14 protein-coding genes are annotated in these 14,257 nt (G+C 64.9%); 12 read left to right on the plus strand and 2 right to left on the minus strand.

What is annotated here, in order from left to right; translation table 11 throughout:
• The 3 genes from FXB38_RS35570 (at window position 1) to FXB38_RS35580 (ending at window position 2,610) form a co-directional block, all read left to right on the plus strand.
• Window positions 1–1,635, plus strand: coding sequence for an isocitrate lyase (locus tag FXB38_RS35570; protein WP_148755610.1), 1,635 nt, complete (start codon window positions 1–3; stop codon window positions 1,633–1,635).
• 22 nt (window positions 1,636–1,657) lie between these two features.
• Window positions 1,658–1,867: a DUF4170 domain-containing protein gene (locus FXB38_RS35575; RefSeq protein ID WP_008137787.1), complete on the plus strand. Its 210-nt coding sequence runs from the start codon at window positions 1,658–1,660 to the stop codon at window positions 1,865–1,867.
• 188 nt (window positions 1,868–2,055) lie between these two features.
• On the plus strand, window positions 2,056–2,610 hold the full coding sequence (locus FXB38_RS35580; RefSeq protein WP_148755611.1) for a hypothetical protein: 555 nt from the start codon (window positions 2,056–2,058) through the stop codon (window positions 2,608–2,610).
• Between the two features lie 97 nt (window positions 2,611–2,707).
• Here the strand turns inward: FXB38_RS35580 and FXB38_RS35585 are convergent, their stop codons facing one another.
• Entirely contained in the window at window positions 2,708–3,589 is an 882-nt protein-coding gene (locus FXB38_RS35585; protein WP_148755612.1) for a metallophosphoesterase family protein, read from the minus strand.
• 92 nt (window positions 3,590–3,681) lie between these two features.
• On the opposite strand from FXB38_RS35585, the gene FXB38_RS35590 reads away from it, so the two are divergent.
• The 9 genes from FXB38_RS35590 (at window position 3,682) to FXB38_RS35630 (ending at window position 11,814) form a co-directional block, all read left to right on the plus strand.
• A complete protein-coding gene (locus FXB38_RS35590; RefSeq protein ID WP_148755613.1) occupies window positions 3,682–4,173 on the plus strand; it encodes an NUDIX domain-containing protein in 492 nt (163 codons plus the stop codon).
• Between the two features lie 47 nt (window positions 4,174–4,220).
• Window positions 4,221–5,372 (plus strand): hypothetical protein, encoded by a 1,152-nt coding sequence (locus tag FXB38_RS35595; RefSeq protein WP_148755614.1) that lies wholly within the window; start codon window positions 4,221–4,223, stop codon window positions 5,370–5,372.
• Window positions 5,369–6,304 (plus strand): glycosyltransferase family 2 protein, encoded by a 936-nt coding sequence (locus FXB38_RS35600; protein WP_148755615.1) that lies wholly within the window; start codon window positions 5,369–5,371, stop codon window positions 6,302–6,304. Before FXB38_RS35595 ends, FXB38_RS35600 begins: the two co-directional genes overlap by 4 nt.
• A 54-nt stretch (window positions 6,305–6,358) precedes the next feature.
• Window positions 6,359–6,874 (plus strand): GNAT family N-acetyltransferase, encoded by a 516-nt coding sequence (locus FXB38_RS35605; protein ID WP_148755616.1) that lies wholly within the window; start codon window positions 6,359–6,361, stop codon window positions 6,872–6,874.
• Between the two features lie 6 nt (window positions 6,875–6,880).
• A complete protein-coding gene (locus FXB38_RS35610) occupies window positions 6,881–7,348 on the plus strand; it encodes a DUF1801 domain-containing protein (RefSeq protein WP_148755617.1) in 468 nt (155 codons plus the stop codon).
• Window positions 7,349–7,475: 127 nt separating this feature from the next.
• A complete protein-coding gene (locus FXB38_RS35615) occupies window positions 7,476–8,246 on the plus strand; it encodes an IclR family transcriptional regulator (RefSeq protein WP_148755618.1) in 771 nt (256 codons plus the stop codon).
• A 188-nt stretch (window positions 8,247–8,434) separates the two neighbouring features.
• On the plus strand, window positions 8,435–9,754 hold the full coding sequence (locus FXB38_RS35620) for an MFS transporter (protein ID WP_148755619.1): 1,320 nt from the start codon (window positions 8,435–8,437) through the stop codon (window positions 9,752–9,754).
• A gap of 10 nt (window positions 9,755–9,764) precedes the next feature.
• Window positions 9,765–11,390 (plus strand): N-acyl-D-amino-acid deacylase family protein, encoded by a 1,626-nt coding sequence (locus FXB38_RS35625; RefSeq protein ID WP_148755620.1) that lies wholly within the window; start codon window positions 9,765–9,767, stop codon window positions 11,388–11,390.
• 40 nt (window positions 11,391–11,430) lie between these two features.
• The gene (locus tag FXB38_RS35630) at window positions 11,431–11,814 is read left to right on the plus strand and encodes a RidA family protein (RefSeq protein ID WP_148755621.1); all 384 of its coding nucleotides are present in this window, start codon (window positions 11,431–11,433) and stop codon (window positions 11,812–11,814) included.
• 53 nt (window positions 11,815–11,867) lie between these two features.
• Here FXB38_RS35630 and FXB38_RS35635 read toward each other — a convergent pair whose 3' ends face one another.
• Window positions 11,868–14,135, minus strand: coding sequence for a TonB-dependent receptor (locus FXB38_RS35635; RefSeq protein WP_148755622.1), 2,268 nt, complete (start codon window positions 14,133–14,135; stop codon window positions 11,868–11,870).
• Window positions 14,136–14,257: the final 122 nt, after the last annotated feature.

Genomic DNA, 14,257 nt, shown 5'->3' on the forward strand with positions numbered 1-14,257 from the left:
ATGAACTACCAGCCCCGTGGCATCAACGCGCTCCAGCGCCCGGCCTCGTATCAGAGCGAGATCGAGGCGGCCCAGGCGCTCCTCGAGACCAAGCCGACCTGGAATGGGGTGTCGGCCGAGGCCGTCGCGCGCATGCGCATCCAGAACCGCTTCAAGACCGGTCTGGACATCGCCCGCTACACCGCGGCGCTGATGCGGGCCGACATGGCGGCCTATGACGCCGATCCGACCAAGTACACGCAGTCACTGGGCTGCTGGCATGGCTTCATCGCCCAGCAGAAGCTGATCTCGATCAAGAAGCACTTCGGTGGCAAGACCGATCGCCGCTACCTCTATCTGTCCGGCTGGATGATCGCGGCGCTGCGCTCCGAGTTCGGACCGCTGCCCGACCAGTCGATGCACGAGAAGACCTCGGTGCCGGCCTTGATCGAGGAGCTCTACACCTTCCTGCGTCAGGCGGACTCCCGCGAGCTCAACGACATCTTCCGCGCGCTCGACAAGGCGCGCAAGGAAGGCGACAAGGCCCGCGAGAAGGAGCTGATCGAGAAGGTCGACAACTTCCAGACCCATGTAGTGCCCGTCATCGCCGACATCGACGCCGGCTTCGGCAACGCCGAGGCGACCTATCTGCTCGCCAAGAAGATGATCGAAGCGGGCGCCTGCGCGCTGCAGATCGAGAACCAGGTCTCCGACGAGAAGCAGTGCGGTCACCAGGACGGCAAGGTCACCGTGCCGCATGAGGTCTTCCTGGCGAAGATCCGCGCCTGCCGCCACGCCTTCCTCGAGCTCGGCATCGAAGACGGCGTCGTCGTGACCCGCACCGACTCGCTCGGCGCCGGCCTGACGCAGCAGATCGCCGTCAGCCACAAGCCTGGCGACCTCGGCGACCAGTACAACAGCTTCCTGGATTGCGAGGAAATCACCACGGAGAACGCCCGCAACGGCGACGTCATCATCAACCGCAACGGCAAGATGATGCGTCCGAAGCGGCTGCCCTCGAACCTCTACCAGTTCCGCCCCGGCACGGGCGAAGATCGCTGCGTGCTCGACAGCATCACCTCGCTGCAGAACGGCGCCGACCTGCTCTGGATCGAGACCGAGAAGCCGCATATCGAGCAGATCGCCAAGATGGTCGACCGCATCCGCAAGGTCGTTCCGAACGCGAAGCTCGCCTACAACAACTCGCCCTCGTTCAACTGGACGCTCAACTTCCGCTGGCAGGTCTACGACGCGATGAAGGAAGCCGGCAAGGATGTCTCGAAGTACAACCGCGCCGAGCTGATGAAGCCGGAATACGACGATACGCCGCTGGCGATTGAAGCCGACGAGCGCATCCGCACCTTCCAGGCGGATTCGGCCAAGCGCGCGGGCATCTTCCATCACCTGATCACGCTGCCGACCTATCACACGGCCGCGCTGTCCACCGACAACCTCGCACGCGAGTATTTCGGCGAGCAGGGCATGCTCGGCTACGTCAAGAACGTCCAGCGTCAGGAGATTCGTCAGGGCATCGCCTGCGCCAAGCACCAGAACATGGCCGGCTCCGATATCGGCGACGACCACAAGGAGTACTTCGCAGGTGAAGCCGCCCTGAAGGCGGGCGGCGCCCACAACACGATGAACCAGTTCGGCTAACGCCACGCAATAGGAGACTGATATGACCAAGGGCAGCAATTTCTGGGTGATCGGCGGCGAGTTCGGCTCGATGAACTTCCACAAGCTCGTCGAAGGCTCGGCCCAGGTGCAGGGTCCGTTCAAGACCCGCAAGGAAGCTGAAGACGCCTGGCGCTCGGTTTCGGAAGAGAACCGCCACAAGGCCGGCGTCCGTTTCTCGATCGTGGAAGAGCCGTCGCGGGTCTCGGCCTGACGGCTGCCTGACAAATAAGAAGACGTCCAAGGACGGAGGGTCCCATCCGGCGCAAGCCGGGTGGGATCGTCTGCTTTTGGCACACATCAACGGCCTGTGGGTGTCGTAAGTATCTGGAATGATAGGCCCTTTGCGGGCGCTTTGGTTGCTGATAGGTTAATGGCGGAAAGTCGAGGACCAGGCCGACAATGTCAGAGCCCGAGACCAGCGGGACCCATCCCAGCCAGCCGCGCCCGGTGCGGCTGCGCGATGCGCTGCTGCGCGCGCGGATCGAGGCCGCCGACCGGACCGGCGTCGTCGTCGATCTCAGGGATGCCGAGGTGGCGCGGCTCGAGATCCTCAACGACGCGCTCGACCCGCTGTTCGCCCAGGTTCCGGATCAGATCGATTTGTTCGACCGCGGCATCAGCCAGGGCGATACGCCGCGGCTCTGGATCGACGTCGTCGCGCACATCATGATGGGGCGCGACAAGCGGCTGTACCGCTTCGTCCAGGACAGCCGCTTCGGCCGCATCGTGCTCGCCGAATCGCACGACACTGCGGTGATCGTTGACGCCGTGACCGACTACGTCGCCCGCCGCATGATCGAGCGCGAGCGCGCGATGGTGGTGCTGCCCGAGCCGAAGCCGGAGGTCGCGCAGCCGTCCCGCCGCTCGCGCGTTTGGCCGTTCGTGTTCGGCTTCATCCTCGGTGCCGCCGCGCTGTTCGGCGTCGCCGTGCTCGCGGCGCTGCGGAGCTGGTGAGATTTCGTCATTGCGAGGAGCGAAGCGACGAAGCAATCCAGGCTGTCTCCGAGGAAGCAGTCTGGATTGCTTCGCTTCGCTCGCAATGACGGCAAGCCTAAACCACCCGTACCCGCTTGATCTCTCGCACCTGCAGGTCATGATCGATGCTTCGCACGATCTGCTCGCAGTGCCAGCCGGCATTGTCCTTCTCGATCGCGAACAGATTGTAGGCCGCCGCCGGATGTCGCCCGTGCGCGAGCGCCGAGGCCGACGGCACGCCGATCGCGGGAATGTTGCCGTTCCGACCTGCGAACCGCATCGTCGAATGGATGTGGTCGTGCCCGTGCAGGATCAGCTCGACGCCGTGGCGCTTGAGCAGCGCCAGCAGCGCCGCGGAATCCGTCAGCCGCTTCTGCCATGCGCTGGACTTCAGGGGGTGATGCACCAGCAGCACGCGGAAGACGTCCTCGGCCGCGAGCTGATCGAGCACCCGTTCGAGTGCGGCGAGCTGATCGTGCCCGAGCGTGCCCGTCGCCATCAAGGGCGGCGTCGGCACGGCGCTGGAGAGGCTGATCAGCGCAGCCGGCCCGCGCCGGCGCACACCGGGAAAGCCGGTGTTGCCGTCGTCGTCTGCAAGATAGGGCGCAAAGGTCTCGCCGAAGCGATGGCGCGTGGCGCGGACATAGGCGTCGTGATTGCCGGGAATCGTGGTGACGCGATCGGGCGGCCCGACCCCGTCGAGCCAGGCGCGCGCCGGCGCGAACTCCGCCTCCATCGCCAGATTGACGAGATCGCCTGTGACCGCAATGTGGTCGGGCGCCTGCGCCTTGATGTCGGCGACCAATGCATCGAGCACCTCGCGGCGGTGGTAGTTGTGACGGTTGCGCGTCCAGTTGACGTAGCCGAGCGCGCGCTTGCCGGCGAGCTCGATCAGCCGCGGCTTCGGCAGCGGCGGCAGATGCGGGTCGGACAGATGGGCGAGCGTGAAAGGTGCCATGGCGCGCGGTTGCCTCGCTATTCGCACGCTGTAATGGCAAGGTCGCCGGCAACGTGCAAGGGACGCTTGAAAGGGCGCTTCAGGAGAGCCTGATGGGGGAACGCCTGGACAAGATCCGACGCAGATTCGAGCCGCTGCTGCGGCGTGTCTTCCACGCCTATTTCCTGCTGGTCCGCGGTATGACGCTCGGCGTCCGCGCCGTGGTGCTCGATGCCGACAACAAGGTGTTTTTGGTCAAGCACAGCTACGTCTCGGGCTGGTATCTGCCGGGCGGCGGCGTCGACTATGGCGAGACCATGGAGCAGGCGATGCGCCGCGAGCTCAAGGAGGAGGGCGATATCGACCTCACCGTGGAGGCCGTGCTGCACGGCGTCTTCCTCAACAGCCACATCTCCCGCCGCGACCATGTCGCGGTCTATGTCGTCAGGCATTTCCGGCAGGACAGGTTGCCGGCGCCCAACCACGAGATCATCGAATGCGGCTTCTTCGACACCGCCGCGCTGCCGGAGGAGGCGACCCCCGGCACGCGGCTGCGGATCGCGGAAGTGCTTCACGGCAGGCCCGTGATTGCGACGTGGCGCTGAGGGCGGGCTATGCTAGTACCAGTCCGAATGGGCGCCACGGAAACCTGATGAAAGCCGCAAAACTCGCCTTCGGCTTGATCTGCCTCGCGATCCTCGCCAGCAACATTGCGACAATGTCGCGCTGGAGCGAGGCGCGCGGGGTCTATGACGACATCTGCTATCTCCGGCAGGCGCATCTGTTCCAGCGCTTCGGCGCCGGTGGGCTCGACACCAATGCGGTCAGGGACGACGACCGCTATTTCGAAGGCAAGCTGAAGGACATTGCCTTCGCCGAATGGAAGGATCCGATCCGCTGGCCCTGCCACAATCCGATGCCGGGCGGCAAGGTCGTGTTGCAATATCCGCCGGGCACCGGCTTTCTGCTGGCGCTGTTTCCGCAAGGCCATCAGGTCGTGCCGCTCTACATTGCGGCGAGCCTGATCCTGTGCGGCCTCGCGCTATCAGGCATTGCCATGGCGCGGAGCCTGCCGTCGGTCCTCGGCGCTGGCGTGTTCGGCGCGCTTGCCGTCTATCTCATGATCAATCCGGCGAAAGCGAGCTATTCGGTCGCGCCGACCATGGCGCTGTGCGCGGTCGCGGGCTTCCTGACAGCGCTGTGGCTGGCCAGGGGCAAGCGCAGTGTCTTACTGATTGCGCTGATCGGCCTCCTGCTCGGCGCATCCGTGAATTTCAGGCTGCCGAATGCCTTGCTCGCGGCCGGCTATTTCCTCTTCCTCGGCATTCCCTTCCTGTGGACGCGCTCGCTTGCAACGTTCGTGCAGGGCCTCGCCTTCGGAGCCGGCGTGCTCGTCGGCATGGCGCCGACGCTGGCCGCCCAGGCTATCAACGCCGGCAGTGCGCTGTCGACAACCTATGGCAGCGCCGATCTGGTCGCGCCGGCGTTCGATCTTGCGGTTTTCGGTCAGTATTTGCGCGACATGCAGATCGTGCTGATCGTGCTTGCGATCGGCGCGACGCTCTCGCTGTTGTGGTCGCGCGAGGGGCATGTGCAGCAGGCTGCCTTCGTCGTTGCCGGCAACCTCGCCGTCAATCTCGGCTTCTTCCTGAGCCATCCGGTCTTCACACCCTACTACGTCGTGCCGATTGCGATGTTGTCGCTGTGGACGCTGTCGTTTGCCCGGCTGCTTCAGCCAGCCGAGGCGCGCGAGGCTGCATCGGTCCGGCGCGAGCCGGCCAGTCTGGGAGCGCTGCCGCGATGACATCCGCTCAATCCCGCATCGCCGTGCTGGTGCCCTGCTACAATGAGGAGGCGGCGGTCGCGACTGTCGTCGCCGACTTCCGCAAGGCGCTGCCCGCGGCGGAGATCTATGTCTACGACAACAATTCGCGCGACCGCACCGCTGCCGCCGCGCGCGAGGCCGGTGCGATCGTGCGCAGCGAGCGGCGGCAGGGCAAGGGCCACGTGGTGCGTCGCATGTTCGCCGATGTCGAGGCCGACATCTACGTGCTGGTCGACGGCGACGCCACCTACGATGCGCCGAGCGCGCCGCCCATGATCGACAAGCTGCTCGACGAACATCTCGACATGGTGGTGGGCTTTCGCATCGACCAGTCGCAGGCCGCCTACCGTCTCGGCCATCGCACCGGCAACCGCATGCTGACCGGCTTCCTGTCCTCGACCTTTGGACAGGAGTTCAAGGATATCCTGTCCGGGTACCGCGTGTTCTCGCGGCGCTTCGTCAAATCGTTCCCCGTGCTGTCTGATGGCTTCGAGATCGAGACCGAGCTCGCGGTCTACGCGCTGGAGCTGTCGCTGCCGGTTGCCGAGGTCGAGACACCCTATTACGCGCGCCCGGAAGGTTCGTTTTCGAAGCTCAACACCTGGCGCGACGGCTTTCGCATTCTCGGTACCATTCTGAAGCTGTACCGCTCGGAGCGGCCGCTGCGCTTCTTCACCGTGATCGGAATCCTGCTGGCGCTGGCCGCGATCATCCTTGCGATCCCGATCGTCGTCACATTCATCGAAACCGGCCTGGTGCCGCGCCTGCCGACCGCCGTGCTGTCGATGGGATTGACGATCATGGCGCTGCTGTCGATCTCGTCGGGCCTCGTGCTCGATACCGTGACGCGGGGGCGACGGGAGATGAAGATGCTGGCCTATCTGTCCCAGCCGGCGCCGAAAAGGAACTGAAGTCGGGCGCTGCCATGGACTGCCGAACGTCCAGATGCTACTCCGCGAAACAACATGAACGATCTCTCAATCACCATCAGTCCAGAAGCCGCAGGCGACGCCCAGGCGATCGAGCGGCTGCATGAGCGCACCTTCGGCCCCGGCCGTTTCGTGCTCAGCGCCTATCGCATCCGCGAGCACGTCAATCATCTTCTCGACGTCTCCTTCACCGCCCGCATCGGCACGCTGCTGGTCGGCTCCGTCAGGCAATTGCCTGTCACGATCGGTGAGACGCCGGCGCTGCTGCTCGGGCCGCTGACCGTCGAGCCGCCGTTTCGCAGCCGCGGCATCGGCCGCATGCTGATGGAGCGGGCGCTGAAGGACGCCAGGGACAAAGGCCATCGCCTCGTGCTGCTGGTCGGCGACGAGCCCTATTACAGCCGCGTCGGCTTCAAGCTCGTCCCCAAGGGACGCGTGACCATGCCGGGCCCGGTCGATGCCGCCCGCGTCCTGGTGTTCGAGCTCGCCGACGGCGCCTTCGAGGGCGTCTCGGGCAAGATCGCTCCCGACTGGAGCCAGGCGCGCGGGTAGGCTCACATGTTCCGGGTGACAGCCGACACATTGCAGGCCTACCTCGATTTCGATCCGCAGCGAAGGCGAGATCTGACCGAACTGCACAAGCTGGTCGTCTCGGTTGCGCCGACCCTCAAGCGCTATTTCCACCGAGGAACGCCCGCGGGAGAGGCGGGAATGCGCATGAAGATGATCGGCTACGGCAAGTTTCGCTACGCCGTCAAGTCGGGAAAAAGCACGGAGTGGCCGGTGATCGGTGTTGCACTTCAAAAGAACTACATCAGCGTGTACGTGGCGGTTACCAGGCAAGGTGCGCCGATCGTCTCCCGTTATGCGGGAGAGCTCGGCGAACTGCGGATGGGGGGCAACAACTTCAGTTTCGAGCGGTTCGAGGATCTCGATCAGGATGCCGTATCGACCCTCGTCGCGGAAGTTGCCGGCATCTTCAAAGCGGATCCTGAAAACCCCGTTCGCTATATGCAGGGCTCGTGACTCGCCGGTGCCCGGCAAATAGCTCTGGGGCGTTATTCTGAACGCGGAAAGCCGGACACCGCTATACCGTCGGCGCGGTTTATGCCAAAAACAGCAGGCCGCGCAGCTGACGAAGGACATGTGAAGTTTGGCCGCATCCAAAAAGGGCACCTCGCCCGCGGAACGCCAGAATGGGATTGATCGGACCATCGATCTCCTGGAAGCACTGCTGCATTTGCGCGCGCCCTCCAGGCTCAGCGACCTCGCCAAGCAAATGGGCGCGCCGCGCTCGACGGTCTATGCCATCGCCAACCGCCTGATCGAGGCGGACCTGCTGGAGAGCGTCGGCGAGGGCGGTCAGGTCTATTTCGGCAAGGCGGTGCATCTCTACGGGCGGGCCTATGCGGAGGCCAATCCCCTGCATCGCCGATGCCGCGAAGCCCTCGACCGGCTGGCGACCCAGCATAGTGCCACCGCGCAACTCTGCGCGCTGCGTGGCCGCAAATATGTGGTAGTCGATACGCGGGACGGGTCGGGCCTGTTCCGGATCACGACGGATGTCGGCATCGAGGTGCCGCTGCCGTGGACTGCGTCCGGCAGGTTGCTGCTGGATCACATGAGCCCGGCAGAGATTCGCGCGTTCGTTCCGAAAGAGGATTTTCGCCTTCCGGACGGCCGCGTCCTCGATATCGACGATTTCATCAAGGACGTCGCACGCGCGAGACGTGACGGCAAATGCGTGACGACGGCGCTGTCCGATCGGTTTACGTCGTGTCTTGCCGCCCCGATCCGCGACAAGAAGGGTGTCGCGGTCGCGACGCTATGCTTCGTCGTTCCCGCGGATTCGGTGAAGGAGCGCAGGACCGCGCTGCTCGACGACCTCGTCGCCACCGCAACCGAACTCTCGGATCGCCACTGAACCCGGTCGACCGGCAGCGCCACGGCCGATGCACTGGCATCGGGCCGTCGCGGCTCCGCGTGTCCACTCTTGACATCATGCCGCTGCAATATCTAACGTAACGCTATAAGATAATATTGTCCGTTATAAGAGACAACGTACCAGCAGGGGTGAGAGGCGCGACCCTGCGTTCCAGGCGAGGATTCGAAATGGCAAATGCAAGACGACGGGTACCCGGGCGACGCTGGCTGATCGGTTGTCTCCTCGGCGTCGGAATTCTCATCAACTACATCGATCGCGTCGGGCTGTCCGCCGCGACGCCCGAGCTCACCAGGGAGCTTGGCCTCACCGCCACCGATATCGGGCTGCTCGGCAGCGCGTTCTTCTGGACCTATTCGCTGCTGCAAGTCCCCGGCGGCATGGTGCTCGACCGCTTCGGCGTCACCATGGTCGGCCGTGCCAGCAGCTTCCTCTGGGCGGTCGCCGCCACCATCACCGCGCTCGCCAGCGGACTTTGGGGAATCGCCGGCGCGCGCCTGTTGCTCGGCGTCGCGGAAGCACCGGCCTTTCCGGCCAGCCAGAAGGCGACCGGCCACTGGTTTCCGCTCGATGAGCGCGCGCGCTCGACTGCGATCTTCGATTCCGCCGCCAAATTTTCCAACGTGATCGGCGTGCCGCTGGTCGCCTATGTGATCTTTCTCTACGGCTGGCGCTGGGGTTTTGGCGTCACCGCGCTGCTGAGCTTGCTGTATTTCGTCGCCTACTACGTCATCTATCGGAATCCGAGCGAGGATCCGAAGCTGTCCAAGACGGAGCATGACTACATCGTCGCCGGCGGCGGCACGCCGGAAGGCCCGGCCACGGCAGGGCAGAGCCGCATGCTCGGCTACCTCTTGCGCAACCGCAAGGTCTGGGGGCTGACCATCGGATTCTCCGCCTATGGCTACACCTTCTATCTCTTCCTGACCTGGTTGCCCGGCTATCTCGCGCAGACCATGCATATGAATCTGATGTCGGCCGCGGGCTATTCGACGATTCCCTGGATTTTCGCGACGTTGTCGGACCTCCTGATCGGCGGGTTCCTGGTGGATCATTTGATCGCCCGTGGTTACGACAGCACGCGGGTGCGCCAGTCGGTGATCATCGTCGGCATGCTGATGGGGCTTGCCGTCATCGGCGCCGCCTTCACCGTGAAGCCGGGCTGGGCGCTGCTGTGGCTGTCGATCGCGATCTCGGGATTGTCGGCCGCGGCGCCCGTGGGGTCCTCGATCGTGTCGCTGATCGCGCCGAAGGGCGGGGCGGGAACGGTCGGCGGCATTCTCAATTTCACCAACAACATGATGGGCGTGCTCGCACCGATCGTGACTGGTATAGTCGTCGACTGGACTCAATCGTTTGCCGGCGCCTTCATGATCGCCGGCGTGGTGCTGCTGATCGGCATCTTCTTCTATGTCGTGGTGCTGGGGCGGATCGAATCGATTCCCGATTTCGCCGAGGCACCGCCGCCGGACGCCGTGCCGGTCCACTGAGGAGAGGGCCATGCCCCAAGGAACAAGCCAAAGCAGAGCCAGGGACACTCTCATCCGCAATGCCCGGCTGATCGACGGCACCGGCGCGCCGTGGTTCGAGGCCGACCTGCGCATCAGCGGCAGCCGCATCGCGGCGATCGGCGCCTCGCTGCCGGCGGAGGAGGCCGACATCATCGACGCGCGCGGATGCTATCTCGCGCCGGGTTTCATCGACGCCCATTGCCATGACGACCTGATCTGCCTGCGCGAGCCTGACAGGCCCGAGAAGGCGTTGCAGGGCGTGACCACGCTCGTGGTCGGCAATTGCTGCTTCTCGCTCTATCCGGCGACCGCAGGCTCCGCCGAGATGCTGCGCCTGCACTTCTCGGGTCTCGCCGGCGAAACCCGCTCGAACGAAGTCTTCGACAGTTTCGACGGCTACCGGCTGGCGCTGGAAGGGCCGGGCGTGGCGCTCAACCTCGTCTCGCTGGTCGGACATGCCGCGATCCGGCTCGCGGTGCTCGGTTACGACCGCCGCGTGGCGACGGCGCAGGAGATCGCGGCGATGCAGGCTCTGCTCGCCCAGCAACTTAAGCAGGGCGCAGCCGGCCTGTCGCTCGGTCTCGTCTATCCGCCGAGCGCCTATGCCGACACCCATGAACTGTGCGCGCTGGCGGAGACGGTGCGCGCCCACGGCAAGCTGCTCACCGCCCATATCCGCAGCTACGAAGCGGGCCTGCTGAATTCCATCGACGAGTTCATCGCGATCCTGCGCGCCTCCGGAGCCGCGGGGCTGCTGTCGCATCTGCAATCGGCGGGAAAGCCGAACTGGGGCGCCATCCCCAAGGCGCTCGACCGGCTCGAGGCCGCGCGCGCAGAGGGGATCGATATCTCGTTCGACATGTATCCGTATCCCGCCGGCAGCTCCTACATGCTGCAACTGTTGCCGCCGGCGGCGCTCGAAGGCGGCATCGACGCGCTGCGCGCGCGGCTGCGCGATCCGGCGAAGCGCGAGGCGTTGCGCGTGCTGGTAGAGGAGGGCGATCCCGATCCGCATGCCGCGCAGTCCAAGATCGTGCTGATCGGCTGGCACAATGTGCGCATCTCCGGCACCGGCAATCCCGCGCTGAAGCCGCTCGAGGGCAAGTCGATGGTCGATGCCGCGCGCGAGCTCGGCATCTCGCCGTTCGATCTGATGGTTCGGTGCATCGAGGAGGACCAGGGCCAGACCGGCATCATCATGTTCCAGCTCGATGAGGCCGATCTGCGCGCCGCCTTCACCCATCGCCTGCACATGGTCGGCTCCGACGGCATTCCGCGCCCAGGGACCAAGCCGCATCCGCGCGCCTATGGCAGCTTCCCGCGCGTCGCCGGCCGCCTGACACGCGAGCAAGGCTGGCTCACGTTGGAGGACGCCGTGCGGCGAATGACGGCGATGCCCGCCCAGCGCTTCGGCCTGTCCGACCGCGGCATCCTGCGGCCAGGCATGGTCGCGGATCTCACTTTGTTCGATGAGACCATCATGGACAAGGCGACGTTCGAGACGCCGACGGAAATGCCCGCAGGCATCCGTTCTGTATTCGTCGCAGGCGAGGCCGTGGTTGCAGACGGACGCAGCACCTTCGCGCGGCCGGGCCGGGCCCTGATCGCCGGATGACGGCCCTGCAGACATCATCACCACAGACAGGACGAGACCAATGACGCTGAAACGATACGGCGCGGCCGGCGGCACCGGCACCGGCGGCCAGCACCTTCCTTTTGCCCGCGCGGTCGAGGCCGACGGCTGGCTTTACGTTTCGGGGCAGACGCCGATGGAGAACGGCGAGGTGATCGAGGGCGGCATCATCCCCCAATCGCACAAGGCGATCCGCAACCTGCTCGCCATCCTGACCGAGGCCGGTTACGAGCCCAAAGATGTCGTGCGTTGCGGCGTGTGGCTCGACGATCCCAGAGACTTTCAAAGCTTCAACAAGGTCTTCGCCGAATATTTCGGCGCCAATCCACCGGCGCGGGCCTGCGTGGTGTCGAGCATGGTGGTGGATTGCAAGGTCGAAATCGACTGCGTCGCCTATCGCAGGTGAGCCGGATTGTGCTGCGTTGGGGCCCGCGGGCCCCGACGCGGCAAGCCGCGCAGCTAGAACCGCTGCGACATGCCGACATAGAAGCCGCGCCGCGGTCCGTATTGCGGGGCGAACACGCCGATGCCGGAGCCGTCGCGGATCTGGTAGATCGTGTCGAACGCATTGACCACGTCGAAGCGCACCGTCGTCGGCTTGTTCGGCGCGACGATGTTGAAATCGTGCGACAGGCCGAAATTGACCTGCGTGTAGCCGGGCAGGTGATCGGTGTTGGCAAAGCCCGAGCGCAGGCCGCTGCCATAGATCATCGACACGCTGTAGCGCGTCCCCTCCCAGAGATAGGAGGCGCCGGCCGATCCCGACAGCATCTGGGCGTGGTCGGTGTAGATGTAATGGCCCGAGATGTAGGCAAGCTCGTCCGCGCCGAACAGATACTGGTTCGAGACGACGCTGGTCGCGATCTGCTTGGCCCAGGCAAGGTTGGCGTAGGCACTAAAATTGCCGTTGCGATAGGTCGACTTCAGCTCGACGCCGACGTTCTCGCCGCGATCGTAGTTGAAGCCGCTGAGCACATAGGCCGCGCCGAACTGGCCATCGTCGAGCAGGTCCCGCGCCTTCTTGTAGTAGGCGTCGGCGCCGACCTCGAGACCGGGGATCGGATAGATCTTCTGAACTACGCCGACATCGAACACGTGCGACCGCTCCGGCAGCACCGGGCTGTTCTGCCCGACCTCCGGCGTCTGCGTGTTGGCGGGCGCGCCGGGCGGGGTCACCAGGGCGAGATTGACGGGTGACGCGATCACCTGCGAGGGCGGGGTGAAGTTACGCGCATAGCCGGCGTGGAAGGTGGTGCCGTCGAACGGCTTCCAGGTCAGGCTGACGCGCGGGCTGAGCTGGTTGGCATCGACAAATTGATACATCTGGTCGAAGCGCAGGCCGGCGTTCAGGGTCAGATTGTTGGTGATCTTCCATTCGTCCTGGACGTAGGTCCCGATCAGCCAGCCGGTCTTGGCGCTGGAATCGAACACCGAGAACGGAGCGTCGATCGTGCCCGCCGTCGGGTCCGCGGGATCGGCCAGCGGCAGCACCGTCGTTCCGCTGTTGACCAGCGTTCGCTCAGCGCTCACCGACAGGCCGAACCGCAGCGTGTGCGCGTAGCCGATGCGCCAGGCGGTGTCCTGCTGGATGCCGTTGACCACGCTCTGGCGGTAGACGTCCGAGGAGACGCCGTTGAAGACGAGATCGCCGATCGGGTCGGGGTAGAAGTGCAGCTGGCTGTAACGGTTAAAGTAGGAGGTCTGGGTGTCGAACTCGCCGTTCGACGTCTGGTAGGAGACGACGTTGAACTGGTTGAACTCGTTCTGGTGCTCGTTGAGCCGGGACGAGTCGAAATCCGAGACGCCGAACGCCGTGTAGGCAGGCGTCTGGCCGGGATTGTTCGGGATCTGGAACGTCGCATTCGACACGCCGCTCATGAAGGTGAGGCGGCTAGTCGGATCGATCATCGTCGAGAGATAGAGAAATCCCTTTTCCTGGTTGGTGCGGTCGTGGATCGCATTGACCGACGGGGTCGGGTTCTCGATGCCGAGATTGTTCTGGAGAAAGCGTCCCGACAGGAAATACTGCGTCTGCCCGGCGGTCCCGCCATATTCCACGTTGGTCGAGATGGTGCCGTGGCTGCCGCCATAGACGCCGACGACACCGGAATTGTTGAAGGCGTCCGCCTTGGTCGTGATGTCCAGCACGCCGGCGGTTCGCTGGCCGTATTGCGCCGGCAGCGCACCGGTGAGCAGACTGAGGCTGCCGACGATGCCGGTGTCGAGAATCTGCCCGAATGCGCCTACGCCGTCGGGAAGCATGACGCCGTTGATGCGATACTGAAGATTGGCGTGCTCGTTGCGGACGTGCAGGTCGCCGCTCGCCGCCGAATCCTGGGTGACGCCGGGGAATTGCAGCAGCACCTTGTCCAGCGAGGCATTGCTGCCCTGCGGCAGCGCCTCGATCGCCTGGTGATTGAGCGTGTGGGTCGTGGCCCCGCCGGGCGGAAGCACGCTTTGGCGCGCAGCGTCGAACCGGTCGCTCGGGCCCTCGACGGCGGCGGGAGCCTCGGTCTGTGGCCGTGCCTGCGTTGTCGCACGCCGCTTGGCAACGGCGACGCGAACCTTGGGGCGGCGCGGCGCCTGGGTCTGCTTGGGCGCATCGACCTCGACGCTCGGCAGCGTCGTGGTGGGAGCCGTCGTCTGCGCCATGGCGCTGCCGCCGGGATAGAACAGCGTGAGTGCGGCGAGGCTCGAGCCCGCCAATATTGCTTTTGAAGACACCATTGTCCTGATTTCCGATCGCGCACCGCCGCTTTCTTTTGGAGGCTTTGCGGGCGATACGCGCCGTCGACACGCGACGGATCAATTTCGATAACCTTGCGGGATCGGCGCGACGTGCGGCCGAT

It is taken from the genome of Bradyrhizobium cytisi (assembly GCF_008123515.1).
In the GTDB taxonomy this organism is placed as follows: Bacteria; Pseudomonadota; Alphaproteobacteria; order Rhizobiales; family Xanthobacteraceae; genus Bradyrhizobium; species Bradyrhizobium cytisi.

Bases quoted from the DNA above. Each gene is read 5' to 3' on its own strand.
- FXB38_RS35570 (WP_148755610.1), top strand. From the start codon at position 1: ATGAACTACCAGCCCCGTGGCATCAACGCGCTCCAGCGCCCGGCCTCG.
- FXB38_RS35575 (WP_008137787.1), top strand. From the start codon at position 1,658: ATGACCAAGGGCAGCAATTTCTGGGTGATCGGCGGCGAGTTCGGCTCG.
- FXB38_RS35580 (WP_148755611.1), top strand. From the start codon at position 2,056: ATGTCAGAGCCCGAGACCAGCGGGACCCATCCCAGCCAGCCGCGCCCG.
- FXB38_RS35585 (WP_148755612.1), bottom strand. From the start codon at position 3,589: ATGGCACCTTTCACGCTCGCCCATCTGTCCGACCCGCATCTGCCGCCG.
- FXB38_RS35590 (WP_148755613.1), top strand. From the start codon at position 3,682: ATGGGGGAACGCCTGGACAAGATCCGACGCAGATTCGAGCCGCTGCTG.
- FXB38_RS35595 (WP_148755614.1), top strand. From the start codon at position 4,221: ATGAAAGCCGCAAAACTCGCCTTCGGCTTGATCTGCCTCGCGATCCTC.
- FXB38_RS35600 (WP_148755615.1), top strand. From the start codon at position 5,369: ATGACATCCGCTCAATCCCGCATCGCCGTGCTGGTGCCCTGCTACAAT.
- FXB38_RS35605 (WP_148755616.1), top strand. From the start codon at position 6,359: ATGAACGATCTCTCAATCACCATCAGTCCAGAAGCCGCAGGCGACGCC.
- FXB38_RS35610 (WP_148755617.1), top strand. From the start codon at position 6,881: ATGTTCCGGGTGACAGCCGACACATTGCAGGCCTACCTCGATTTCGAT.
- FXB38_RS35620 (WP_148755619.1), top strand. From the start codon at position 8,435: ATGGCAAATGCAAGACGACGGGTACCCGGGCGACGCTGGCTGATCGGT.
- FXB38_RS35625 (WP_148755620.1), top strand. From the start codon at position 9,765: ATGCCCCAAGGAACAAGCCAAAGCAGAGCCAGGGACACTCTCATCCGC.
- FXB38_RS35630 (WP_148755621.1), top strand. From the start codon at position 11,431: ATGACGCTGAAACGATACGGCGCGGCCGGCGGCACCGGCACCGGCGGC.
- FXB38_RS35635 (WP_148755622.1), bottom strand. From the start codon at position 14,135: ATGGTGTCTTCAAAAGCAATATTGGCGGGCTCGAGCCTCGCCGCACTC.